Annotated in this window: 19 protein-coding genes; 12 read left to right on the forward strand and 7 right to left on the reverse strand. The window is 75.9% G+C overall.

Annotated features, from left to right (window positions below; translation table 11 throughout):
- Nucleotide 1 precedes the first annotated feature (1 nt).
- From manA to HNR08_RS10475, 7 genes are all read left to right on the forward strand, one after another.
- Nucleotides 2-1,174: a mannose-6-phosphate isomerase, class I gene (gene manA, locus HNR08_RS10445; protein WP_146840629.1), complete on the forward strand. Its 1,173-nt coding sequence runs from the start codon at nt 2-4 to the stop codon at nt 1,172-1,174.
- A 92-nt stretch (nt 1,175-1,266) separates the two neighbouring features.
- Nucleotides 1,267-5,757 (forward strand): discoidin domain-containing protein, encoded by a 4,491-nt coding sequence (locus tag HNR08_RS10450; RefSeq protein WP_246803205.1) that lies wholly within the window; start codon nt 1,267-1,269, stop codon nt 5,755-5,757.
- 153 nt (nt 5,758-5,910) lie between these two features.
- The gene (locus tag HNR08_RS10455; RefSeq protein ID WP_183835006.1) at nt 5,911-6,780 is read left to right on the forward strand and encodes an alpha/beta hydrolase family protein; all 870 of its coding nucleotides are present in this window, start codon (nt 5,911-5,913) and stop codon (nt 6,778-6,780) included.
- A gap of 67 nt (nt 6,781-6,847) precedes the next feature.
- Entirely contained in the window at nt 6,848-7,384 is a 537-nt protein-coding gene (locus HNR08_RS10460) for a histidine kinase (RefSeq protein WP_146832966.1), read from the forward strand.
- Nucleotides 7,385-7,469: 85 nt separating this feature from the next.
- Nucleotides 7,470-8,312 carry a DUF4097 family beta strand repeat-containing protein gene (locus HNR08_RS10465; RefSeq protein WP_146832963.1) on the forward strand — a complete coding sequence of 281 codons (843 nt, stop codon included), beginning with the start codon at nt 7,470-7,472 and terminating at the stop codon, nt 8,310-8,312.
- 37 nt (nt 8,313-8,349) lie between these two features.
- Entirely contained in the window at nt 8,350-9,117 is a 768-nt protein-coding gene (locus HNR08_RS10470; protein WP_146832960.1) for an ABC transporter ATP-binding protein, read from the forward strand.
- Nucleotides 9,117-9,953, forward strand: coding sequence for an ABC transporter permease (locus HNR08_RS10475; protein WP_146832957.1), 837 nt, complete (start codon nt 9,117-9,119; stop codon nt 9,951-9,953). Before HNR08_RS10470 ends, HNR08_RS10475 begins: the two co-directional genes overlap by 1 nt.
- 56 nt (nt 9,954-10,009) lie before the next feature.
- On the opposite strand, the gene HNR08_RS10480 is transcribed toward HNR08_RS10475, so the two are convergent.
- The 3 genes from HNR08_RS10480 to HNR08_RS10490 form a co-directional block, all read right to left on the reverse strand.
- On the reverse strand, nt 10,010-11,029 hold the full coding sequence (locus HNR08_RS10480; protein ID WP_146832954.1) for a zinc-dependent alcohol dehydrogenase family protein: 1,020 nt from the start codon (nt 11,027-11,029) through the stop codon (nt 10,010-10,012).
- A 113-nt stretch (nt 11,030-11,142) separates the two neighbouring features.
- On the reverse strand, nt 11,143-11,706 hold the full coding sequence (locus tag HNR08_RS10485; RefSeq protein ID WP_146832951.1) for a hypothetical protein: 564 nt from the start codon (nt 11,704-11,706) through the stop codon (nt 11,143-11,145).
- Nucleotides 11,707-11,719: 13 nt separating this feature from the next.
- Nucleotides 11,720-12,868, reverse strand: a complete 1,149-nt coding sequence (locus HNR08_RS10490; RefSeq protein ID WP_146832948.1) for a zinc-dependent alcohol dehydrogenase — start codon at nt 12,866-12,868, stop codon at nt 11,720-11,722.
- A gap of 100 nt (nt 12,869-12,968) precedes the next feature.
- Here HNR08_RS10490 and HNR08_RS10495 point away from each other — a divergent pair, with 100 nt between their 5' ends.
- From HNR08_RS10495 to HNR08_RS10505, 3 genes are all read left to right on the forward strand, one after another.
- On the forward strand, nt 12,969-13,424 hold the full coding sequence (locus tag HNR08_RS10495) for a MarR family winged helix-turn-helix transcriptional regulator (RefSeq protein WP_146832945.1): 456 nt from the start codon (nt 12,969-12,971) through the stop codon (nt 13,422-13,424).
- 17 nt (nt 13,425-13,441) lie between these two features.
- Nucleotides 13,442-14,395: a hypothetical protein gene (locus HNR08_RS10500; protein ID WP_146832942.1), complete on the forward strand. Its 954-nt coding sequence runs from the start codon at nt 13,442-13,444 to the stop codon at nt 14,393-14,395.
- A 317-nt stretch (nt 14,396-14,712) separates the two neighbouring features.
- Complete coding sequence (locus tag HNR08_RS10505) at nt 14,713-15,015, forward strand: hypothetical protein (protein ID WP_146832939.1); 303 nt, start codon at nt 14,713-14,715, stop codon at nt 15,013-15,015.
- A 174-nt stretch (nt 15,016-15,189) separates the two neighbouring features.
- On the opposite strand, the gene HNR08_RS10510 is transcribed toward HNR08_RS10505, so the two are convergent.
- A complete protein-coding gene (locus HNR08_RS10510; protein WP_146832936.1) occupies nt 15,190-15,993 on the reverse strand; it encodes a GNAT family N-acetyltransferase in 804 nt (267 codons plus the stop codon).
- Nucleotides 15,994-16,115: 122 nt separating this feature from the next.
- Complete coding sequence (locus tag HNR08_RS10515; RefSeq protein ID WP_146833022.1) at nt 16,116-17,693, reverse strand: methyl-accepting chemotaxis protein; 1,578 nt, start codon at nt 17,691-17,693, stop codon at nt 16,116-16,118.
- 194 nt (nt 17,694-17,887) lie between these two features.
- On the opposite strand from HNR08_RS10515, the gene HNR08_RS10520 reads away from it, so the two are divergent.
- Nucleotides 17,888-18,883 (forward strand): sugar-binding transcriptional regulator, encoded by a 996-nt coding sequence (locus HNR08_RS10520; protein ID WP_146832933.1) that lies wholly within the window; start codon nt 17,888-17,890, stop codon nt 18,881-18,883.
- A gap of 15 nt (nt 18,884-18,898) precedes the next feature.
- Here HNR08_RS10520 and rbsD read toward each other — a convergent pair whose 3' ends face one another.
- Together rbsD and HNR08_RS10530 are read right to left on the reverse strand one after the other, a co-directional pair.
- Nucleotides 18,899-19,291 carry a D-ribose pyranase gene (gene rbsD / locus HNR08_RS10525; protein WP_146832930.1) on the reverse strand — a complete coding sequence of 131 codons (393 nt, stop codon included), beginning with the start codon at nt 19,289-19,291 and terminating at the stop codon, nt 18,899-18,901.
- Nucleotides 19,288-20,181, reverse strand: coding sequence for a ribokinase (locus tag HNR08_RS10530; protein WP_146832927.1), 894 nt, complete (start codon nt 20,179-20,181; stop codon nt 19,288-19,290). Before HNR08_RS10530 ends, rbsD begins: the two co-directional genes overlap by 4 nt.
- Before the next feature lie 97 nt (nt 20,182-20,278).
- Here HNR08_RS10530 and HNR08_RS10535 point away from each other — a divergent pair, with 97 nt between their 5' ends.
- Complete coding sequence (locus tag HNR08_RS10535) at nt 20,279-21,781, forward strand: FGGY family carbohydrate kinase (RefSeq protein ID WP_221286343.1); 1,503 nt, start codon at nt 20,279-20,281, stop codon at nt 21,779-21,781.
- Nucleotides 21,782-21,792 lie beyond the last annotated feature (11 nt).

Raw genomic sequence — 21,792 nt, forward strand, 5'->3', positions numbered from 1 at the left:
CGTGTACCGGCTCGACAACCCGGTCCGCCGCTACGCGTGGGGCTCGACGACGCTGGTCCAGCAGCTGCGCGCGCAGCCGCTGGACGGCCGCCCGGTGGCGGAGGTGTGGATCGGTGCGCACCCCGACGACCCCTCGGTCGCGGACGGCACCGGGCGCCGCGTCCCGCTGGACGCGCTGATCGCCGACCGGCCCGAGACGATGCTCGGGCGGCGGGTGCTCGAGGTCGCCGGCCCGCGCCTGCCGTACCTGACGAAGATCCTCGCGGCCGCGCACCCGCTGTCGGTGCAGGTGCACCCGGACGCGGCCCAGGCCGAGGCCGGGTACGCCGAGCAGGAGCGGCGCGGGGTGCCGCGGGACGACCCGGCGCGGACGTACCGGGACCGCTCGCACAAGCCGGAGGTCGTCTACGCGCTGACCCCGTTCGAGCTGCTCAGCGGGCTGCGGGAGCCCGAGCAGGCGGCGAAGCTGGTCGCCGAGCTCGACGTGCCCGCGCTGGACCCGCTGGTCGCCCTCCTGCGGGGCGACGCCGCGGGACCCCCGCACCGCGCCGCGTTCGGGTGGCTGCTCGGTCAGCGCGCCGCCGACGCCCCGTGGGTCCGGGAGGTCGCCGCCGTCGCCCGGCAGGCCGCGGGTTCCCGCCCGGAGCTCGACGTCGTCCGCGGCCTGGCGGCGCGGTTCCCCGGGGACCCGGCCCTGCTCGCGCCGCTGCTGCTCAACTACGAGCGGCTCGAGCCGGGGCAGGCGATCTACACCGCGCCCGGCACGCTGCACGCCTACCTCGGCGGGATGGCGGTCGAGGTGATGGCCGCGTCGGACAACGTGCTGCGCGCCGGCCTCACCGGCAAGCACGTGGACGTCGACGAGGTGCTGGCCGTGACCGACTTCAGCCCCCGCCTGACCGGCTTCCTCCGCCCGGTGCGCGTGGCCCCCGGGGTCGTGGACCTCGTGCCGCCGGTCCCGGACTTCGTGCTGCGGGTCGTCACCGCCCGGGCGGGCGACGACCTCGCGGGGCCTGCCGACGGGCCGCGGGTCGTGGTCTGCGTCGAGGGCGAGGTGCGGGTCGCGGCGGCCGACGCCGTGCGGCTGCAGCCCGGCGAGGCGGTGTTCGTGCCGGACGCCGACGGGCCCCTGACGATCTCCGGCCACGGCACCGCGGTGGTCGCCGCCGCCTGAGCCTCCTCCCGCGGCCGCTCCCTGGCGCCCGCCACCACCGCCCGGTGCGGCCACGCACCGCGCGTCTCGACAGATCAGCGAAGGAGCTGGACGTGAGACACCTCAGAGCAGTGATCGCCCTCGCGCTCGCCCTCGTGCTGGGCGGCGCCGGCCTGGCGGGCGCCCCGCGCGCGGCGGCGACGCCGGCCGAGGACGTGGGCACGATCATCAGCCGGCTGCAGGAGTACTACCTGGGCCAGGGCGACGAGATCATCATCGCGAACGGCATCTACCTGGCCCGCACCTCCGAGGCGCGCGACTACGCGGCCACCCTGCGCGCGGACGGGTCCTGGGCGGACGTCGACTACGCCGACCGCACCAGCTCCGCGAACGGCCGCACCTGGTCGGCGTACATCGCGCTGTACCGGATGCTCGCGATGGCGCACGCCTACCGCGACCCGGCGGCCGACGGGTTCGAGGACCCGGCGCTCGTCACCGCGGTCGGGCGGGCGCTGGCCTACTGGGACGTCGCCGACCCCGGCAACACGAACTGGTGGGAGACCGAGATCGGCGAGTCCATGGCGATGGGCCGGATCTCGATCTTCCTCGGGGACGTCCTCGACCCCGCCGCCCTCGACGTCGCGCTGGAGCACAACACCGGCAGGCTCGACCCGGTCGGCGCGAACGGCGCGTGGCGGACCACCAACTACCTGTTCGAGGCCGTCGCGACGCACGACCTGGCGAAGATCACCGCCGGCTTCGACACCATGGTGCAGACCGTGGCGGTGGACCACTCCGGCACGGTCCAGGAGGCGGTCCAGCCGGACGCGAGCTTCTGGGCGCACGGGGCGCAGCTGTACAGCGAGGGCTACGGCATGGCCCTGTTCACCAACGTCGCCCTCTGGGCGGACGTCGCCCGTGGCACCGACCTCGCGTTCAGCCGGCAGCACCTGGACACGATCGCGTTCTACATCATCTCGGGCACGCGCTGGATGATCCGCGGCGAGATCGGGCTGCTGTACCTGAACTACCGGCAGCCCAAGACGATCGGCGGGGTCACCAGCCACGCGTCCGAGTTCATCGAGCCGTTGACCCGGATGGTGCGCACCGACCCGCTGTACGCCACCGCGTACCGCGCGGTCCTCGACGGCATCCAGGGGAAGACCCGCACCAACGGCGTGACGGGCAACCGGTACTTCTGGCGGTCGGAGCTCTCCTCGCACCTGCGGGACGACTACGGGATCATCACCCGCCTCAACTCCAGCCGCACGGTCGGCAGCGAGTACCGCTCCACGTTCCGCCCCGAGGTCGGCAACGAGATCGTGTGGAACTCCGCCGGCGCGACGGCGATCCAGGTCACGAACCGGGAGTACCTGGACCTCGGCCCGGCGTTCGACTGGTTCCACTACCCCGGAGTGACCGCGCCGTACACCAAGGAGCAGACGCGCGGCTCGACCGGCAACGGCGGCAGCTTCACCGGCGGCGTCTCCGACGGCACCTACGGGGCGAGCGTCTACACCCTGGACCGGGCCGCGACGAAGGGGCAGAAGAGCTACTTCACCTTCGACGACGAGATGGTCGCGCTCGGCACCGGCATCTCCTCGACCTCGGCCGCCGCCGTGCACACCACGGTGAACCAGGTCGTCGCGAAGCCGAACGCCTCGGTGAACGGCGCTGCGGTGGCGCCCGGCACCGACGACGCCGCCGTCGACGGCCCCGCGTGGGCGTACAACGACGAGGTCGGGTACGTGTTCCCGGCCGGGCAGCGGGTGCTGGTGTCGAACACGGCGCAGACGGGCAGCTGGATCGGCGAGGACCCGGTGACGGTGGACGCCTTCACGCTGCACGTCGACCACGGCGTGCAGCCGCAGGACGCGGGCTACGAGTACATCGTGCTGCCCGCGGCCACGCCCGCCGAGGTCGAGGCGTACGCGGCCGCCCCGGCGGTCGAGGTGCTGCGCAACGACGGGGCCGTCCAGGCCGTGCGGCACGCGGGCCTGCAGCGCACGATGGCGACGTTCTCCCGGGCCGGCTCGCTGGACCTGGGCGACGGCCGGAGCCTGGCGGTCGACCAGGCGAGCCTGGTGATCCTCGACGAGTCGGGCGACGTCCCGGTCGTCAGCGTCGCGAACCCCGGCCAGCCGGGCATCGTCGTGCGGGTGTCCCTGACCGGCCCGGACGGGGCCGCGCACGGCGTGTTCGCCCTCGGCTCCGGCGCCACGCTGGGCAAGACGGTCACCGCGGCGCTCGCGGTGAGCGACGGCGGGTCCTCCCCGTCCAGCGCGAGCAGCGCGCGGGCCGGGCACGGGGCCGCGCTGGCCGGGGACGGGGACGCGGGCACCGCCTGGCGCTCGGCCGCGGGCGGCACGCAGTGGCTGACCCGGCAGCTCGCGCACGGCTCGTTCGTCACCGGCGCGACGGTGACCTGGGGCGAGGACGCCGCGACCCGGTTCCTGCTGCAGACCTCGGCGGACGGCGTCACGTGGACCGACCAGCGGTTCACGCAGGACGGCACCGGCGGGACGACCCGGATCGACATCGCCCCGACGGCGGCCGGCTTCGTCCGGCTGCTGCTCCTCGACGGCGACGGGGACGGCTACGCGGTGCGGGAGCTCGAGGTCGACGCGAGCGTCAACCTGGCGCTCGGCGGGGCGGTCTCCGTCTCGGGCACCTCGAGCGGCGCCGCCGGCAGCATCACCGACGGCAACATGGCGACGCGCTGGAGCGGCAACCTGTCCGACGGCGCCTGGGCGCAGGTGGACCTGGGGTCGGTGCAGCCCGTCGGGACGGTCCGGCTCTGGTGGGAGGCCTCGTACGCCCGCCAGTACCGGATCCAGGTCTCGGACGACGGGTCCGCCTGGCGGGACGCCTACGCCACGTCGGGCGCCGGGAGCGACGGCGGGGTCGACGTCGTGGCCCTCGACGAGCAGGCGCGGTACGTCCGGATGCAGACCGTCCAGCGCAGCACCACCCAGTACGGGGTGTCGATCTGGGAGCTCGAGGTGTTCGGCGACGACGCGATCGCGTCCGCGCCGAGCGTGCCCGCGGGGCGCGAGAACCTCGCGCTGGGCCGGGAGGTCACCGCGGACTCGCAGTACAACGCCACCCTGCCGCCGGCCAACGCCGTCGACGGGAACCCCACGACGCGCTGGGCGTCGCTGCGCCAGGACGCGCCGTACACCACCGAGCGCTGGCTCCAGGTCGACCTCGGCAGCCCGCGGACGATCAACCAGGTCGTGCTGACCTGGGAGACGGCCACCTCGAACGACTTCCGCGTCGAGGGGTCGGCGGACGGGCAGACGTGGCAGCTGCTCGCCCGGGTCCAGAAGACCTCCGCCGAGCTGAAGAACACGGTCGACTTCGCGGACACCGAGGTCCGGCACGTCCGGGTCGCCGGCCTGCCGGTGACGAAGTACGGGATGTCGCTGTTCGAGCTCGAGGTCTACGGCGGCTACAAGCTGGCGTGCACCGCCACGGGCACCGCCCTGCCGCGCGACGGCTCGGGCGTCCTGACGGCGACCATCGCGCCGCACGAGGCGGACGACGTCGTCCGGGCGTCGTCCCTGGACCCGGCGGTCGCCGCCGTGACGGGGGCGCCGCGCGTCGCCGCCGACGGGAGCATCGGGGTCGACCTGGCCACCGGCTCGTCCGGCTCGACGTCGGTGCTGATCAGCCACGACAAGGGCGACGAACTCGTGTGGTGCCCCGTCAGCATCGCGGTCGCCACGCAGGACCTGCAGGACCTCGTGGCCCGGGCGGACGGCCTGGAGAGCGAGCGCTACACGCCCGCCAGCTGGGCGCCGCTGCTGCCCGCGCTGGAGGCCGCCAAGGCCCTGCTGGCGTCCGCCGGTGCGACGCAGGCCGAGGTCGACGCGGCCGCGGCGGCGCTCGCCTCGGCGCTCGACGGGCTCGCGGAGATCCCGCCCGCGGACACGACGGCTCCCGTGGTGTCGGCCACGGTCGAGGGGCGGGTCGTCACGGTCGTGGCGACGGACGAGGGCGGCTCGGGCGTCGCCTCGGTCGAGTACCGCCTCGGGTCGTCGGGCGCGTGGACCGCCTACGCCGAGCCGGTCGCCGTCCCGGGGACCGACGCGGTGACCGTGGAGGTCCGCGCGACCGACGGGGCCGGCAACGTCTCGGCGGTCGGGTCGGTCCGGGTCGAGGCGGTGCCCCCCGGCGGGACCGCACCGGCGATCGCCGCGTCGGCCGGCACGGTCCGGCCCGGCGACCGGGTCACGGTGACCCTCACCGGGATGCCCGGGGACGAGGTCGAGGTCGGGATCGCGTCCGTCTACCGGCGGCTCGCCGCGGTCGCGGTGACGGACGGGTCGGCGACGGCGGAGGTGACGATCCCCGGCGACCTCGCCGCGGGCACGCACCACCTGCAGGCCCGGGGCACCGACGGCGCGCTGCTCGCGCAGGTGGCCGTCGTGGTCGAGGCCGCGGCCCCCGGGTCCGGCGCCCCGGGCGCCCCCGGCGGCCCCGGCGCGCAGGCCCCCGGGGGCCTGGCGGTGACGGGCGGGGCGATCGCCCTGACCGCGGTCCTGGCCCTGGCCCTGCTCGCGCTGGGCGCGGCGCTGACCCGGCGCACACGTCGCGGGTGACCCCTGACGGCGGGATCCGACCGCGCGCCGCGCCCCGGCGCCCGCGGATCCCGCCGTCCGGTCGCCGGCCCAAGTCCGGACTTGTCCCTCCCGACGCCCCTGCGGTAGGCCTGCGGGACGGACCGAACGACACCGGACGACAAGGAGCGGCACGTGCGCCACCCCGCCGCCGCGCTCGCGGCCCTCGTGCTGGCGGTGCTCGCGGCCTGCGGCCCGGGCTCCGGCAGCGACGCGCCGAGCGGCGGGGACGCCGGCGCGCTCCCCGTCGGGTCCTCGGTGCAGCAGGTCGAGGTCGACGGCACGACCCGGACCTACCGCGCGTACCGCCCGGCCGGGCTCGACGAGCCGGCGCCGCTCGTCCTGTTCTTCCACGGGTACGGCGGCAGCGCGGAGCAGGCGGAGGCGGAGTACGGCTGGGACGAGGTGGCCGACTCCGAGGGCGTCGTCGTCGCCTACGTGGACGGCGTCGAGAACAGCTTCGACGCCGGGTCGTGCTGCGGTCCGGCGATGGAGGCGGAGGTCGACGACGTCGCCGCCGCCCTCGCCGTCGTCGAGGACGTCGCGGGGCGCGTGGCGGTCGACCCGGCCCGGCGGTACGCGTCCGGGTTCTCCAACGGCGGCGCGATGACGTACCGGCTGGCGTGCGAGACGGACGTGTTCGCGGCGTTCGGCCCGGTGGGCGGTGGCGAGCTCGTCGACTGCGACGGTGCCGCGCCCGCCTCCCTGCTGCACATCCACGGCGCCCGCGACGCGGTGGTGCCCGTCGGCGGCGACCCCGACGGGACCGGCATGGGGCACCCGCCGGTCGAGGAGACCGTCGCCGGCTGGCGGGACCGGCTCGGGTGCGCGCCGCCCGTCACGACGGACGAGGACCGCGTGGTGACCTCGACCGCCGCGTGCCCCGACGGGCGCGAGGTGACCCTCGTGGTGGCGGACGTCCTGGAGCACACGTGGCCGACCGGGTCCGCCGGGGTGGACGCGACGACGGTGCTCTGGGAGTTCTTCGCCGCGCACCCGCGGTAACCCCGGACGGCACCGCGACACCACGATGGTGTTGACGTGACACCACCGGTGGTGTCACCATGGCGTCATGGACCTCACGCGCTACGTCGACGACCTCCAGCACCGCCTCGCCACCGCGGCCGACGCCGCCGGCGACGACGCCCGGCAGCTGGCGGAGCGGCTGACCGCCCCGCTGGACGCCGCCGTGCGCCTGGTCCTGCTCGACGCCCTGTCGGTCGCGGCCGGGGAGATCACCGCGGAGCTCGCCCCCGGCTCGGTCGACGTGCGGCTGCGCGGCGGCGAGCCGGAGTTCGTCGTCGACGCCCCTCGCCCGCCGGTCGCCGACGCCGGCGCGACGGCGCCCACCGCGGCCGCCGCGCCCTCGGCGCCCTCGACCCCCGCCGCGACCGACGCGGACGAGGGCACCACCACCCGCACCACCCTGCGCCTGCCCGACCACCTCAAGACGCAGGTCGAGGTCGCCGCCGCGGTCGAGGGCATCTCGGTCAACTCCTGGCTCGTCCGCGCGGTGGCCACCGTGCTGGAGCAGAGCACGGGCCGGCCGGCCTCGTCGTCGCGCACGGACCCGAAGGACCTCAACCGCGTCACCGGCTGGGTGCGCTGACCGCACCGCGCCACCCGCGCCGCACCACCGCCCCTGACACCACCCCGACACCACGCACCACACCGCCCACTGCCCTGGAGTCGTCATGCCCACGTACCCCGCACCGCACCCGGTCCCCGTCGTCGTCGACGTGCCGGCCGGCAACCTGCACGTCGTCGCCGGCGAGCGTGACGACGTCGTCGTGACCGTCCTGCCGACCGACCCGTCGTCGTCCGGCAGCCGGCGCGCCGCCGAGGACGTCCGCGTCCAGCGGGCCGGCGACGCCGTCACGATCGACTACCCGAGCTCGTGGAAGCAGTACGTCCTGCCGTTCGCGGCCGGGACCGCGAACATCACCGTCGAGCTGCCCGCCGGCTCCGACCTGCGCGGGAGGACGGGGTCGCTGCTGACCGAGGGACGCCTCGGCGCGGTCCACGTGGTCCTCACGGCCGGCGACGCCCGCGTGGACGAGGCCGAGCGCGTCGACGTCAAGGCGTCCGCGGGGTCCGTGGTGGTCCGCCGGGTGACCGGCGCGGTCGCCGTGAAGGCGTCCGCCGGGTCCGTGCGGCTGACCGAGGTCGCCGGGGAGGGCACCGTGCGCGCGGCGAACGGCACCACCACCGTCGACCTGGTGTCCGGGACGCTGGAGGTGTACGGCGCGCACGCCGAGATCGCCGTAGGCCGGGTCCGCGGCACGCTCACCGCGAAGGCGGCGCACGCGAGCATCCGGGTCGAGCGCCTCGAGTCCGGCCGCGTCGACCTCACGACGTCGTACGGCTCCATCGAGGTGGGCGTGCCCGAGGGCACCGCCGCCTGGCTGGACGTCAGCTCGCAGCACGGCAGCGTCCGCAACCAGCTCACCCCCACCGGCGGTCCCGTCGACGACGAGTCCACCGCGGAGATCCACGCCGGCACCGGCTACGGCGACGTCATCGTCCGCCGCCCGTGACACCACCAGCACCGCCCGAACCCCGAGGAGGAGCACCATGACCACCGACCTCGCCGTGGACGTCCGCGGCCTGCGCAAGTCCTACGGCGACCAGCTCGTGCTCGACGGCGTCGACCTCGCCGTCCGGGCGGGCACCGTCACCGCCCTGCTCGGCCCCAACGGCGCCGGGAAGACCACCACCGTCGGCATCCTGTCCACGCTGCTGCGGCCGGACGGCGGCACCGCCCGCGTCGCCGGGCACGACGTCGTCGCGGAGCCGCAGGCCGTGCGGACCGCCATCGGCGTCACGGGCCAGATGTCCGCCGTGGACGACCTGCTCACGGGCGCCGAGAACCTGCGGCTGATGGCGTCGCTGCACCACCTCGGCCGCCGCGCCGGCCGCGAGCGCGTCGACGCGCTGCTCGACCAGTTCGGCCTGACCGACGCCGCGCGCAAGCCGGTGTCCACCTGGTCCGGCGGGATGCGCCGCCGGCTCGACCTCGCGATGACCCTCGTGGGCGCCCCGAGCGTCGTGTTCCTCGACGAGCCGACGACGGGTCTCGACCCGCGCAGCCGCCGCACGCTCTGGGACGAGGTGCGCGCCCTCGTGGCGGCCGGCACCACGATCCTGCTCACCACGCAGTACCTCGAGGAGGCCGACCACCTGGCCGACCGCGTCGCGGTGCTCGACCGCGGCCGGATCGTCGCGGAGGGCACGCCCGCCGACCTCAAGTCCGCGCACGACGCCGGCTCGCTCGACGACGTCTTCCTCCGCCTGACGGAGCCCGGGAACGCCCGGCCCGACACCACGAAGGAGGTGGCCTGATGACCACCGTGACCGCCGCCCCGGTCGTCCCCGCCGTCGCGGGCGCGCGCCCGGTCGCCGACACCCTGACCATGCTGCGCCGCAACCTGCTCCGCGCGGTGCGCTACCCGGGCCTGACCAGCTTCACGGTCGGCATCCCGATCGCGCTGCTCCTGCTGTTCGTGTTCGTCTTCGGCGGGGCGTTCGGCGCCGGGGTCGCCCCGGGCGTCGCCCCCGGGGCGGACGGCCGCGCGGCGTACCTGGACTACATCACCCCGGCGATCCTGCTGTTCGCCGTCGTCGGGGCCGCGCAGAGCGTGGCGATCACCGCAGCGATGGACGCCACCAGCGGGATCATGCCGCGCTTCAAGACCATGGCGATCTCGCCCGGGTCGGTGCTCGGCGGGCCGGTGCTCGGCACGACCGTCCAGGGCACCGTCGCGGCGGCCCTCGTGCTCGGCATCGCGATCGCGCTCGGCTACCGGCCGGACGCCGGCCCGCTCGGCTGGCTCGCGCTGACCGGCCTGATCGCCCTCACCACGGCCGCCTTCAGCTGGCTGTGCGTGGGCATGGGGCTGAGCGCGAAGTCGGTGGAGACCGCGTCGAACACCCCGATGATCCTCACGGCGCTGCCGTTCCTGGGCAGCGGGTTCGTCCCGGTCGAGACCATGCCGGCGGCCGTCCGGTGGTTCGCCGAGTACCAGCCGTTCACGCCGATCATCGAGACCGCGCGCGGCCTGCTGTCCGGGACGGCGCTCGACACCGCGACCACGCTGCTGGCCGTCGGCTGGTGCGTCGTCGTCGGGGTGCTCGGGTACGCCTGGTCGCGCTCGCTGTACCGGCGCGAGCGGCGCTGAGCGGACGGACGACGACGGCGGCGGCGCCCCCGCGGGTGCCGCCGCCGTCGCGCGCGTCAGACCGTCAGCAGCACCTTCGTGGCGCGCCGCTGGTCCATCGCCTCGTAGCCCTTCGCCGCGTCCTCCAGCGGGAGCGTGAGGTCGAACACCTGGCCCGGGTCGATCTCCCGGTCCCAGATCAGCCGGATCAGCTCCGGCAGGAACCGGCGCACGGGGGCCGGGCCGCCGTGCAGGTGGATGCCGGCCATGAACATGTCCTCGCCGGGCAGGCTGACGTCGTGCGAGACGCCGACGAACCCGACGTGGCCGCCGGGTCGCGCCGAGTGGATCGCCTGCATCATCGACTCCTGGGTCCCCACGGCCTCGATGACGCTGTGCGCGCCGAGCCCGCCGGTGAGCGCCTTGATCGCGGCGACGCCGGCCTCGCCGCGCTCCTCGACGACGTCGGTCGCGCCGAACCGGCGGGCCAGCGCCTGGCGGTCGGCGTGCCGGGACATGGCGATGATCCGCTCCGCGCCGAGCTGCTTCGCGGCCAGCACGCCGAGCAGGCCCACCGCGCCGTCGCCCACGACGGCGACCGTCTTGCCCGGGCCGGCCTCGGCGGCGACGGCGGCGAACCAGCCGGTGCCCAGCACGTCGGAGGCGGCGAGCAGCGACGGCACCAGGTCGGCATCCGGCTGCCCGGGCGTCGCGACGAGGGTGCCGTCCGCCAGCGGCACGCGGACCTTCTCGGCCTGCGTGCCGATCGTGCCCATGAGCACCCGGTGCACGCAGTACGCCTGGTAGCCGGACCGGCAGATCTCGCAGGTGTTGTCCGACGCCCAGAACGAGCCGACGACGAAGTCGCCGACCCGGATCTCGCGCACCGCGTCGCCGACCTGCTCGACGACGCCGACGTACTCGTGGCCCATGAACTGGTGGTCCACCGGCTCGGCGCCGCGGTACGGCCAGAGGTCCGAGCCGCAGATGCAGGTCGCGGTCAGGCGGACGACCGCGTCGGTCGGCTCGAGGATCGTCGGGTCCTCGCGGTCCTCGACCCGGACGTCGCCCGGGGCGTGCATGACGACTCCACGCATGGTGGTGCTCCTTGCTGAGGGAGGTCCGCCGGCGTTCGGGTCGGCCGGCCCGTCGACGGTAACCACGCGGGGACGGCCGTGTCGCGCCCGGCGGGGGGCCCTGTCAGACCCCCTCAGCGGCGGCGCCGGGCGAGGGCCCGGGCCGCCTGCACCGCGACCACCGCGCCCACGACCCACGGCCCCGCGACGATCACGACGTCGAGCGGCTGGTGCCGCACGTCGACCCGCCCGCGCCGCGACGCGATCGGGTGCCGCCGCGGCTCCGACAGGATCCCGGTCTGCGTGACCGGGTTGTCCGGGCGGGTCGTCGCGAACGAGCGCAGGTGCGCGGTCAGCGCGTCGACGCGGTCGCCGGCGATCAGGAGCAGCCAGTGCGCGGCGCGGCCCTCGCTGAACCGGTCGTACGCGTACCGGCGGATCGCCCCGGCCGGGCCGTGCAGCGGCTGCGCCGTGCCGAAGACCGGCGTGAGCTGCTCGTGCTCGATCGAGCGCTCGCGGGGCCACGTCTCCTCCTGGCGGTCCGGGAAGTCCCAGTGCGCGCCCGTAGTCAGGTCGGTGCGCTCGCGGGGGTAGGACGGCCGGTCGGCGGGGTCGAGGTCGGCTCCCCAGCCGGGGATGCGGGCGCGGAGCTGCTCGGGGGTCTCCGGCAGCGGCGGCTTCTCGGCGCGGTACGGCATGGTCGGGCTCCTCTCAGTCCGCGTCCGGGACGATGACCGGCTTGATGCAGCCGTCGAGCTTCGCGGACATCAGGTGGTACCCCTCGGCGATGTGCTCCAGCGGGATGCGGTGCGTGACGATGTCCGACGGCGTCAGGTAGCCGTTGCGGATGTGCTCCAGCAGCCGCGGCCACTGCCGGCTCACGGGGGCCTGGTTCATCCGGAGGGTCAGGCCCTTGTTCATGGCGTCGCCGAACTTCACCGCGGAGAACAGCGGCCCGTACGCGCCCATGACCGACACGGTGCCGCCCTTGCGCACGCCGTCGATCGCCCAGTTGAGCGCGACCGGCGAGCCGCCCTGCAGCTTGAGCTTCGCCGCCGTGACGTGCTGGATGAGGTTGCCGTCCGCCTCCGCGCCGACGGCCTCGACGACGCGGTCGAAGCCGAGGCCGTCGGTGGTCTTCTTCATCTCCACGACGATGTCGTCGTAGTGGGTGTAGTTCCGCGTCTCGGCGTACGCGAAGTCGGCCGCCTTCTCGAGCCGGTAGTCGAGCTGGTCGATGACGACGACCCGGCCGGCGCCCATCAGCCACGCGGACCGCGCCGCGAACAGGCCGACCGGCCCCGCGCCGAGCACCGCCACGGTGTCGCCCTCGGCGATGTCCGCGAGCTGCGCCCCGAAGTACCCGGTGCCGAGCGCGTCGGTCATCATGAGCGCGTCCTCGTCGGCGAGCCAGTCCGGGATCCGCCGCGGGCCGACGTCGGCGAACGGGACGCGCACGTACTGCGCCTGGGCGCCGTCGTAGCCGCCGGTGCTGTGCGAGTAGCCGTAGATCCCGCCGATCGCGGTCGCGTTCGGGTTCACGTTGTGGCAGTTGGAGTACAGGCCCCGCGCGCAGAAGAAGCAGGTGCCGCAGTAGATGGTGAACGGCACCATGACGCGGTCGCCGACCTGGAGGTTCTGCACCGACGGGCCGACCCGTTCGACGACGCCGACGAACTCGTGCCCGAACGTGTGCCCGATCCGGGTGTCCGGCATCATCCCGTGGTAGAGATGCAGGTCGGAGCCGCAGATCGCCGCCCGGACCACCCGCACCACCGCGTCGTTCGGGTGCTCGATCCGCGGCTCGTCCTTCTCCTCGGCACGGACCTTGTACGGGCCGCGGTAGACCATCGCGCGCATGGCGTCCCTCCGGTGGGTTCGGCTCCTTCCAGCCTGCGGACCGGATCCCGATACCGCATCTGGGGGCGGACTGCTTCAGCGCTGAAGTACCATCGGGGCCATGCCTGACCCGGCGCGCCCGCCGCTGCTGACGGGACCGGAGGACGACTTCATCCGGACGCTCGTGCGCACGTTCGTCGCCCTGCCCCGGGCGCTCGACGCGGACCTGCGCCGGGACGAGGGGCTGACGAGCAGCGAGTACTTCGTGCTGCTCTACCTGGGCGAGGCCCCCGGCGGCCGGCTCCGGATGGGCGAGCTCGCCGCCGCGACCGCCCTCAGCCTGAGCGCGACCACCCGCGTCGTCGGCCTGCTCGAGGGGGCGGGCCTGGTCGAGCGCCGGCGGAGCGCGGAGGACGGCCGCGGCTCGGACGCCGTGCTGACCCCGCGCGGCCGGGAGCGGTTCCTCGCGGCGTGGCCCGCGCACGTGGCGAGCCTGCGCCGGCACGTCTTCGACCGGCTCGACGACGTCGAGCTCGAGCACTGCACCGCCGCGCTGCGCCGCATCGCGGACCACTGAGACAGGACGGCGCGTCGATGACGACCAGCACCCCGGACACCCCCGGCACCGCCGAGTACGACCGTTTCGGCCCGTGGATCGACCAGGTCCGCACCCCCGAGGACGTTCCCCGCCTGTTCCGCGACCACCCGATGCACCTCGACGGCACGCGTCTGGTGCTCAAGGTGCCGCGGAACGTGGCCCGCCGGGACGCGACCCCGGACATGGACCTCTACGACCACCTGCTGGTGCTGGACGACCGCGGGCTCACGGTGCTGTCCCGGCGGGCCGGCGCGGGCGAGGCGGGCTACGACGCGCGGCAGGTGCCGTTCGTCGAGGTGGCCGCGGTGCGGGACGTCGTCAACCTGCTCGACGGCCGGCTCACCGTGCTGACCCGCGACGGGCGGGACCTCACCGTGGCGTACAACGGCTCCGCGCGGGACGCCGTGCGCGGGCTGGTGGACGGGCTGCGCGCGGGGGCGACCGCGGCGCGGCCGAGCCCGCGGGGACGGTCGCTCCTGGAGGCCGGGCACGCGCGCGCCGACACCCGCGCCCTCGACCTCGGCCGGGACGACCTCGCTGTCGCCGGCGACGTCCGCGACGTGACCCGGCACGCCCCGGGGCTGGTGCCGTGGGCCGGGCACGGGCGCCGGCGGGTGACGCCCCTGCACGGGGGCGTGGCGCAGGGGCTGCTGCACGCGCTCTCCCCGGCGACGCTGCAGGCCGGGGTACTCGCCGGCGACGAGGCAGCGCTGGAGGTGTTCGGGCGGCACGAGTGGCTGCTGCGTGGCGCCAAGCCCGTGCACTCGGCGTCCCGGACTGTGGTCCCGCTCGGCGGGCTGGACGCGATCGAGGTCGGGCCGCACCCCGGGTACGCCGGGGTGGTCGTCGCGCGGCTCGTCGCCGGGTCCGCGCGGGTGGACGTGCTCGTGCCCGAGGCCTCCGCGGCGCACGGGCTGCTCGCCGCGGCGGCGTCGGGGGCGCGCCGCTAGACCCAGGAGCCCGCCGACGCGGAGTACGCGCCCTGGTACCCGCCGGTGCGCAGCCGGATGAGGTTGCGCTTCACGTCGAACGCGAGCATCCGCCACTCCGGCAGCGCGAACCGGCGCAGGACGGCGCCGACGGCCGCGGCGCCTGGGGCGCGCCGGGGGGCGGTGCGACGGCCGGGGCCGGGGCGCGGGTGCGGGCGGCGCGGGGGGTGTGACGTGGTCGGGGACGAAAGTCCTGGTGTTCGGGTGAGCGCTTGCCGATCCCATGACGGGGCGGTGCGCGCACCGCCCGACCCGACCTGCCCTCCGAAGGGACCCCCGTGCTGCGACCGACCCGGATCCTGCTCCGCGACGGCGAGTCCCGCGCCCTGCTGCGCGCCGTCGACCTGCGGGGCCACACCGTCCGGATCGAGGGCACGTCCTCGAGCCTGCGCGTCGAGGACGTGACGTCCGAGTCGCTGCTCGTGGACGCGCCGATGGCCCAGCTCGAGCTCATCGACGGCGAGGCGATCCACTACACCGGGGCGGGGCGGATCCTCGACTCCCGGGAGCTGCGGTACCTGCGGATCACGCTGGAGTTCGCCGAGCCGGCGACCCGCTCGCTGCCTCGCGCGCCGCGGTAGGCCGCCGCGGCCGGACCGGCCCGAGCAGGCACGCCCTGCGCGTGGGCGGGGACGGGGACGGGCTGGGCCCTCCGTGAGTGGAGGTCTCCGGCGCGACTCGCCGGGCGTGTCGGGCAGAACCCTCCACTCGCGGGACCGGGCCGGACGGCGCAGGCGGCGCGGACGGCGCCAGGGTCAGGGAAGGTGCCAGTACGGGGTCGGGTCGCCCGGGACGAAGCCCAGCGAGCACGCCAGGCGGTACGAGCCGACGTTGCCCGCGCGGCAGGCCCACACCGGCGTCAGGCCCGCGGCCGTCACCCGCGCGAGCATCGCCGCGGCGGCCGCTCCCGCGAGGCCGAGCCGCCGGTGCGCCGGGTCGGTCTCGATCCCGAGCTCCAGGTCGCCGCCGTGCCGGAACGACGTGAACGCCATCGCGCCGACGACCCCGTCCTGCTCGACCACCGCCCCGCCGCCGTTCGCCAGGAACGTCGCGGCGTCCGGCCAGAACCCCGACGGGACCACCGTCCCGGGCCAGTCGAAGTCCGCCGCCGTCGCCGGCCGCGCGTGCCAGCCGTCCGGCGGGGTGGTGCCGGCCCAGCGCGCCCGGTGCGCCCCGGGGTCGAACGTGAAGTTCACGCGCCCGTGCCGGACCACGACGGTGTCCTCGGCGTCCTCGGCGTCCTCGGCCTCCTGGGCGCCGTCGGCGACCGCCCCGAGCGCGCCGTCCCAGTCGAGCGCCGCCCACCGCGGGTCGACCTGGAGCCACTCCGGGCCGCGGCGCCCCGTCCGCAGGTGCGCGACCACCTCGTCGAACGCCCCCGCGACGTCGGGGCCCCACACCAGCGACATGCCGTGCGGGTGCGCCACGTGGAACGCCCGCGGGTCCTCGGTCCGGTCGGCCCACGCGGTCGCCCCGCCGACGCCGAGCGCGGCCCGGGCGAACCCCACGTTCAGCGGCACCGCGTCCAGCCCCGCCACCGCCACGTCCTGCAGCCCCACGCGTGCACCCCTCCCGGTGGATCCGTCCGCCCCCGACGCTCGCACCCGCGACCCCGGGGCGCCAGGTCCACTCCGCGACAAGTGGCCCCGCCGCCCCGCCCGCTGCCGGGCGGCGCGCGGGGTCAGACGCGGAAGGCGGCGATGCGCGTGGCCAGCTCGCGGGTGCTGCCCGCGACGTCGTCCATGTCGCCATCGACCCGCGCGAGCACGTCCGCGCTCGTGCCGGCGGTGGCCGCGACCGTCGTGATGCTCCCGGCGATCTCCCCGGCGCCGGCGGCGGCCTCCGTGACGGCCCGGGACATCTCCGCGGTGGTGGCGGTCTGCTCCTCGACGGCCGACGCGATGGTCATCTGGTAGTCGCTGATCCGGGCGATGATCTGCGAGACCTGGTCGATCGCCGCCACGGCGCCGGTCGTGTCGTTCTGGATGGCCTCGACGCGGCGCGCGATGTCCTCGGTCGCACGGGCCGTCTCGGTGGCGAGCTCCTTGACCTCGCCGGCGACGACGGCGAAGCCCTTGCCGGCCTCCCCGGCGCGCGCGGCCTCGATGGTGGCGTTCAGGGCCAGCAGGTTGGTCTGCTCGGCGATCGAGGTGATGACCTTGACGACGTTCCCGATCTCCTGCGAGGACGTGCCGAGGCGGGCGACGGTGTCGTTCGTGGCGGTGACCTCGGCGGTGGCCTGCGCGGCGAACCGGGCGGCCTGCGAGGCGTTCTCGGCGATCTCGCGGATGCTCGCGCCCATCTGCTCGGCGCCGGCGGCGACGGCCTGGACGTTGCGGGACACCTGGTCGGCGGACGCGGCGGCCGCGCCGACCTGGGCGTTCGTCTCCTGCGCGGCGCGGGCACCCTCGGCGGCGGCGTCCCGCAGCGAGCCGACGGTCGCGTCGGTGTGCTCGGCGGTGCGCGACACGTGGCCGACCAGGGTGGCGACGGCGTCGATGGCGGCGTCGAGCGCCTGGCCCGCGCGGGAGATCTCGCCGCCCCCGGCGAGCCCGGTGCGCGGCGTCAGGTCGCCCTCGGCGAGCGCGGCGGCGACGTCGGAGATGCGGCCGGCAGGGCCGGCGACGTCCCGCGTGACCTTGCGCGCCGCGTAGGCGGCGAACAGCGCGGCGCCGATGCCGAGGGCGATCAGGGCCGTGCGCCCGCGCTGCTCGGCGGCCCGCTGCTGCTCCTGGAGTGCCGTGACGCGGTCGCGGGCGGAGGCCTGGATCTCGTCGGCGAGGGTGAGCACCTGGTCGTAGGACTCGCCGGCCGCGCCGTTGTTGATCGAGTCCATCGCGGCGGCGTAGTCGGCCGGGTCGCCGGTGCGCAGCAGCGCCACGACGGCGTCGTCGCCCGCGAAGAAGGCGTCCCACGCGGGAGCGAGGCCGTCGAACGCCGCCCGCTCGGCCTCGGTCGCCCCGGTGGTGTCCAGGTCGGCGAGCCACTGGCGCACGGTGACCTCCGACGCGAGCAGCCCGGCGCGGTTGTCCGCGTCGTCCGCCAGCGCAGAGGGCCCCGAGGCGGCGACGTCCGCGACCACCAGCCCCTGCCACCCCGTGGCGTCGGCGATCTGGAACCGGGCCTCCTCGGCCAGGCGGAGGACGGCGTCGGCCTGCGAGACGCGGTCGGCGTAGGCGCGCTGCACCTGCGCGGTGACCAGACCGAGGGCGATGGCGGCGACGAGGACGGCGAACAGCAGGCCGAACACGGCCGACATGCGCGCGCCGATGGACTGCTGGTTCCAGCGGGAGGTCAACGTGGGCTCCGGGGCGAGGCGAGGGCTGTCGCCCGCCCCATCGGCAGGCGGGTGGCGTTCCGGAGAGGTCGCCTCGCGCCCGGTCGGAAGCGATACGCTCCGACCTCGGCGTCCCCGCAGCGCCCGCCCAGCCCGCCACCGTCGGAGAGGTCGTCATGAGCAAGGTGCCCGGCAGGCCGCGGCGTGCACCCGGGCCGGGGGGTTCCGGCGACCAGACCCGCCTCATGGCGAAGATCGCGCTGATGTACTACGAGCGCGGCGCCCGGCAGACGGACATCGCCCAGGAGCTGCACGTCTCGCAGTCGAAGGTCTCGCGGCTGCTCGCGCGGGCGGCCGAGGTGGGCATCGTCCGCACCACGGTCACGGTCCCCGCGGGGGTGCACACGGACCTGGAGGACGCGCTCGAGCGGACGTACGGGCTGCGCGAGGCCGTGGTCGTGGACGTCTCGGGCGAGGAGTCCGAGATCACCCCGGCGCTCGGGTCCGGCCTGGCCACCTACCTGGAGGCGACGCTCACCGGCGGCGAGGTCGTCGGCATCTCGTCCTGGTCGGCGACGCTCCTCTCGGCGGCCGCCGCGATGCGCCGGTCGACGGGCCGCGTCGTGGACCAGGTGATCCAGGTGGTCGGCGGCGTGGGCGAGGCACGCGTGCAGGTGCAGGCCTCCCGGCTGATCAGCCTGTTCGCGGACGCCACCGGCGCCGACCCCGTGTTCATGCCTGCCCCGGGCCTGCTCGGCTCGCCGTCGGGCCGGCAGGTGCTGGTGGACGACCCCGCGGTCCGCTCGGTGATGGAGTCGTGGAGCGGGCTGACGACGGCGCTGGTCGGGATCGGGTCGCTGCAGCCGTCCCCGCTGCTCCGGGAGTCCGGCAACTCGCTGGCCGACCGGGACCAGGAGGAGCTGCGCGCGGCGGGTGCGGTCGGCGACATCTGCCTGCGCTACTTCGACGCGGGCGGCACCGTCGTGAAGTCGGGGTTCGACGAGCGCGTGGTCGGCATCGGTCCCGAGCAGTTCCGGGCGATCCCGCGGCGCGTCGGCGTGGCCGGCGGCGAGCGCAAGCACGACGCCATCCTCGGCGCGCTGCGCGGTGGCTGGCTGAACGTGCTGGTCACCGACGTGGACACGGCGTCCCGGCTGGTCGACGAGGCCTGAGGGCGCGCGGTCCGGTCAGACCGCGAACGGCACCCCGCACCGCAGCACCACGTTCGCGTAGGCGGTGTCGTCCCCGGTGCGGATCGCGAGCCGCACGGACGGCAGCATCGCCTTGAGGTCGGCGTGCGGGATCCGCTCGGCGGGCGCGTCGAGCCGTTCGTCCACCCACCCGGCGGGCGGCCGGCCCTCGGCGTCCGCGCTGATCCACGCGTGCTCGACGACGATCTCGTCCAGCAGGGCGTCGAGCACGGTGGTGAACGGGGGCGTCCCGAACACGAGCGCGAGGTCCACGACGGGCACGGTCGGCGGCAGGGGCAGGCCGGCGTCGGCGACGACCACGAGGTCGGTGTGGCCGAGCCGGGCCAGGTGCCCGGACAGCGGGGCGTTGATGATGCCGCGGCGCTTCATGGCAGGGGGTCGTCCTTCCCGGGGTAGGAGTCCTGCGCGCCGAGGCGCAGGACGGAGGCGGCCGCGACGCGGGTGGCGTGCGCGGCGGCCTGGGTCAGGGGGTGGCCGGCGGCGAGCCCCGCGGCCAGGGCGCCGGCGAACGCGTCGCCCGCGCCGGTGGAGTCCCGCGGCGTGACGGGCCGGGCGGGCAGCGACCAGGACGCGCCGTCGGCGTACCCGGTGACGCCCGCCGCGCCGAGCGTCACGACGACCGACGCGGCGCCGAGGCCGGCGAGCTCCGCGGCGGCGTCCTCGGGCCGGGCGACGTCGTGCCCGAGCAGCACCGCGGCCTCGTGCTCGTTGACGACCAGCGGGTCTGCCAGCGCGATCGTCGCGCGGGGGAGGGCGGTCGCGGGCGCCACGTTGAGCTGCACCCGCACCCCGTGGGCGTGCGCGATCTCGGCGGCGCGGACCACCGACCCGAGCGGGATCTCGGCCTGCAGCACGCACACCCGCGCTCCCGCGATCACCGCCTCGGCGCCGTCCACCACCGCCGGCGTCACCGCGGCGTTCGCGCCCGGCACCACGACGATGGTGTTCTCCGCGTCGTCGGCCAGCGTGACGACCGCGAGCCCGGTGGGCCCGTCGACGGCCAGCACGTGCGCGAGGTCGACGCCCGCGCCCCGCAGCCCGGACAGCGCGACCGGCGCCTGCGGGTCGGACCCGACGGCGCCCACCATCGCGACGGACGCGCCGAGCCGCGCGGCGGCGACGGCCTGGTTCGCGCCCTTGCCCCCGGGCAGGGTCACGGCCCCGGTGCCGAGCAGCGTCTCCCCGGGGTGCGGGTGCCGCTCGACCTGGAGCACCAGGTCCGCGTTGATGGAGCCGACGACGACGATGTCGGTGCCCATATGTCCCCTTCGACACGATCAGGTCACGGTGGTTGACAGCGCCCGGCGCGTCTCCCTACCGTGAGCGTACTTCATTCAGAGCGGAATGGATATGCACGTGACTCGTTCAGCGCACGGCCCCGTGCCGTCGGCCCCGCCGGCGGTGCTGGCGCTCGACCAGGGCACCACCAACGCGAAGGCGTTGCTGGTGGACTGTGCCACGGGTGCCGTCCTCGCGGCGGGATCCCGGCCGGTCGGCATCGCGTTCCCGCGCCCTTCCTGGGTGGAGCAGGACGCCGCGCAGCTCCGGGACGCCACCCTCGCGGCCGCGGCCGAGTGCCTCGCCGCGCGCCCCGACGTCCCGGTCGCGGGCATCTCGATCTCCAGCCAGCGCGAGTCCGTCGTGTGCTGGGACCGGCGCACCGGCGCCCCGCTCGGGCCGGTGCTCGGCTGGCAGGACGCCCGGAGCGCCGGCTGGTGCGCGCGCCTCGGGCAGGACCGTCCGGACGCGGCCGCGCTGGTCCGCGAGCGCACCGGCCTCTCGCTCGACCCCATGTACTCCGCGCCGAAGATGCGCGCCGCCCTGGACGCGGCCGTCGCGGCGGGCGCGGCGCCCGGTGACGTCGCGCTCGGCACCGTCGACGCCTGGCTCGTCGCCTCGCTCACGGGCGAGCACCTGACCGAGCTCGGCAACGCGTCCCGCACACTGCTGCTCGACCTCGACACCTGCGCCTGGGACCCCGAGCTGCTGGACCTGTTCGGCGTCCCGGCCGGCGCCCTGCCCGCACCGCGCGGCTCGGACGCCGGCTTCGGCCGCACCCGGGCCGGCGGCCCGCTGCCCGCGGGCGTGCCGGTCGTGGCCGTCCTCGCCGACTCGCACGCCGCGATGCTCCAGCAGGGCTGCACCGTCCCCGGGACCGGCAAGGCGACGTTCGGCACCGGCTCGTCGGTGATGTCCCCGACCGCCACGCACAAGGGCGCCCCGGCCGGCATCACCACGACGCTCGCCTGGCACGTCGGCGGCGTCCCGACCTACGCCCGCGAGGGCAACATCGTCGCCTCCGGGTCCGCCCTGGACTGGATGGCCGCGACGCTCGGCGCGGGGGAGGGCACCGCGGGCGGCGCCTTCCTGTCCGAGCTCGCGGCCACCGTCCCGGACGCCGGCGGCGTCGCGTTCGTCCCGGCGTTCTCCGGCCTCGGGGCCCCGTACTGGGACCGCGCCGCCACCGGCGTGCTGACCGGGGTCACGGCGGGCACCACGCGGGCGCACCTCGCCCGCGCCGCGATCGAGGCGGTGGCGCACCAGGTCGCCGACGTCGTGGACGCGGTCGAGGCGGACGGCCAGGCCCGGATCGAGGTGCTGCGCGCCGACGGCGGCGCCACCCGGTCCGCCCTGCTCATGCAGACGCAGGCCGACCTCGCCGGTCGCCCGGTCCAGGTCGGCGACGCGCCCGAGGCGTCGGCCCTCGGTGCCGCCACCCTCGCCCGCCGCACCCTCGGCCACCCGGCCGACCCGGCGGGCGTCCAGCAGACCTACCAGCCGGGGCCGGTCGACCCCGGGCCGGCCCGCCGCTCCTGGGCGCGGGCCGTCGCACGGTCGCGGGGGCACGCGACCGACTGACGCACCGGGTC

Source organism: Cellulomonas hominis (genome assembly GCF_014201095.1).
In the GTDB taxonomy this organism is placed as follows: Bacteria; Actinomycetota; Actinomycetes; order Actinomycetales; family Cellulomonadaceae; genus Cellulomonas; species Cellulomonas hominis.

Excerpts from the sequence above, each read along its gene's own strand:
- rbsD (WP_146832930.1), bottom strand. The coding sequence starts at position 19,291 with ATGAAGCGCCGCGGCATCATCAACGCCCCGCTGTCCGGGCACCTGGCC.
- HNR08_RS10490 (WP_146832948.1), bottom strand. The coding sequence starts at position 12,868 with ATGCGCGCGATGGTCTACCGCGGCCCGTACAAGGTCCGTGCCGAGGAG.
- HNR08_RS10465 (WP_146832963.1), top strand. The coding sequence starts at position 7,470 with ATGCCCACGTACCCCGCACCGCACCCGGTCCCCGTCGTCGTCGACGTG.
- HNR08_RS10515 (WP_146833022.1), bottom strand. The coding sequence starts at position 17,693 with ATGTCGGCCGTGTTCGGCCTGCTGTTCGCCGTCCTCGTCGCCGCCATC.
- HNR08_RS10480 (WP_146832954.1), bottom strand. The coding sequence starts at position 11,029 with ATGCGTGGAGTCGTCATGCACGCCCCGGGCGACGTCCGGGTCGAGGAC.
- HNR08_RS10470 (WP_146832960.1), top strand. The coding sequence starts at position 8,350 with ATGACCACCGACCTCGCCGTGGACGTCCGCGGCCTGCGCAAGTCCTAC.
- HNR08_RS10500 (WP_146832942.1), top strand. The coding sequence starts at position 13,442 with ATGACGACCAGCACCCCGGACACCCCCGGCACCGCCGAGTACGACCGT.
- HNR08_RS10485 (WP_146832951.1), bottom strand. The coding sequence starts at position 11,706 with ATGCCGTACCGCGCCGAGAAGCCGCCGCTGCCGGAGACCCCCGAGCAG.
- HNR08_RS10495 (WP_146832945.1), top strand. The coding sequence starts at position 12,969 with ATGCCTGACCCGGCGCGCCCGCCGCTGCTGACGGGACCGGAGGACGAC.
- HNR08_RS10530 (WP_146832927.1), bottom strand. The coding sequence starts at position 20,181 with ATGGGCACCGACATCGTCGTCGTCGGCTCCATCAACGCGGACCTGGTG.
- HNR08_RS10460 (WP_146832966.1), top strand. The coding sequence starts at position 6,848 with ATGGACCTCACGCGCTACGTCGACGACCTCCAGCACCGCCTCGCCACC.
- HNR08_RS10520 (WP_146832933.1), top strand. The coding sequence starts at position 17,888 with ATGAGCAAGGTGCCCGGCAGGCCGCGGCGTGCACCCGGGCCGGGGGGT.
- HNR08_RS10475 (WP_146832957.1), top strand. The coding sequence starts at position 9,117 with ATGACCACCGTGACCGCCGCCCCGGTCGTCCCCGCCGTCGCGGGCGCG.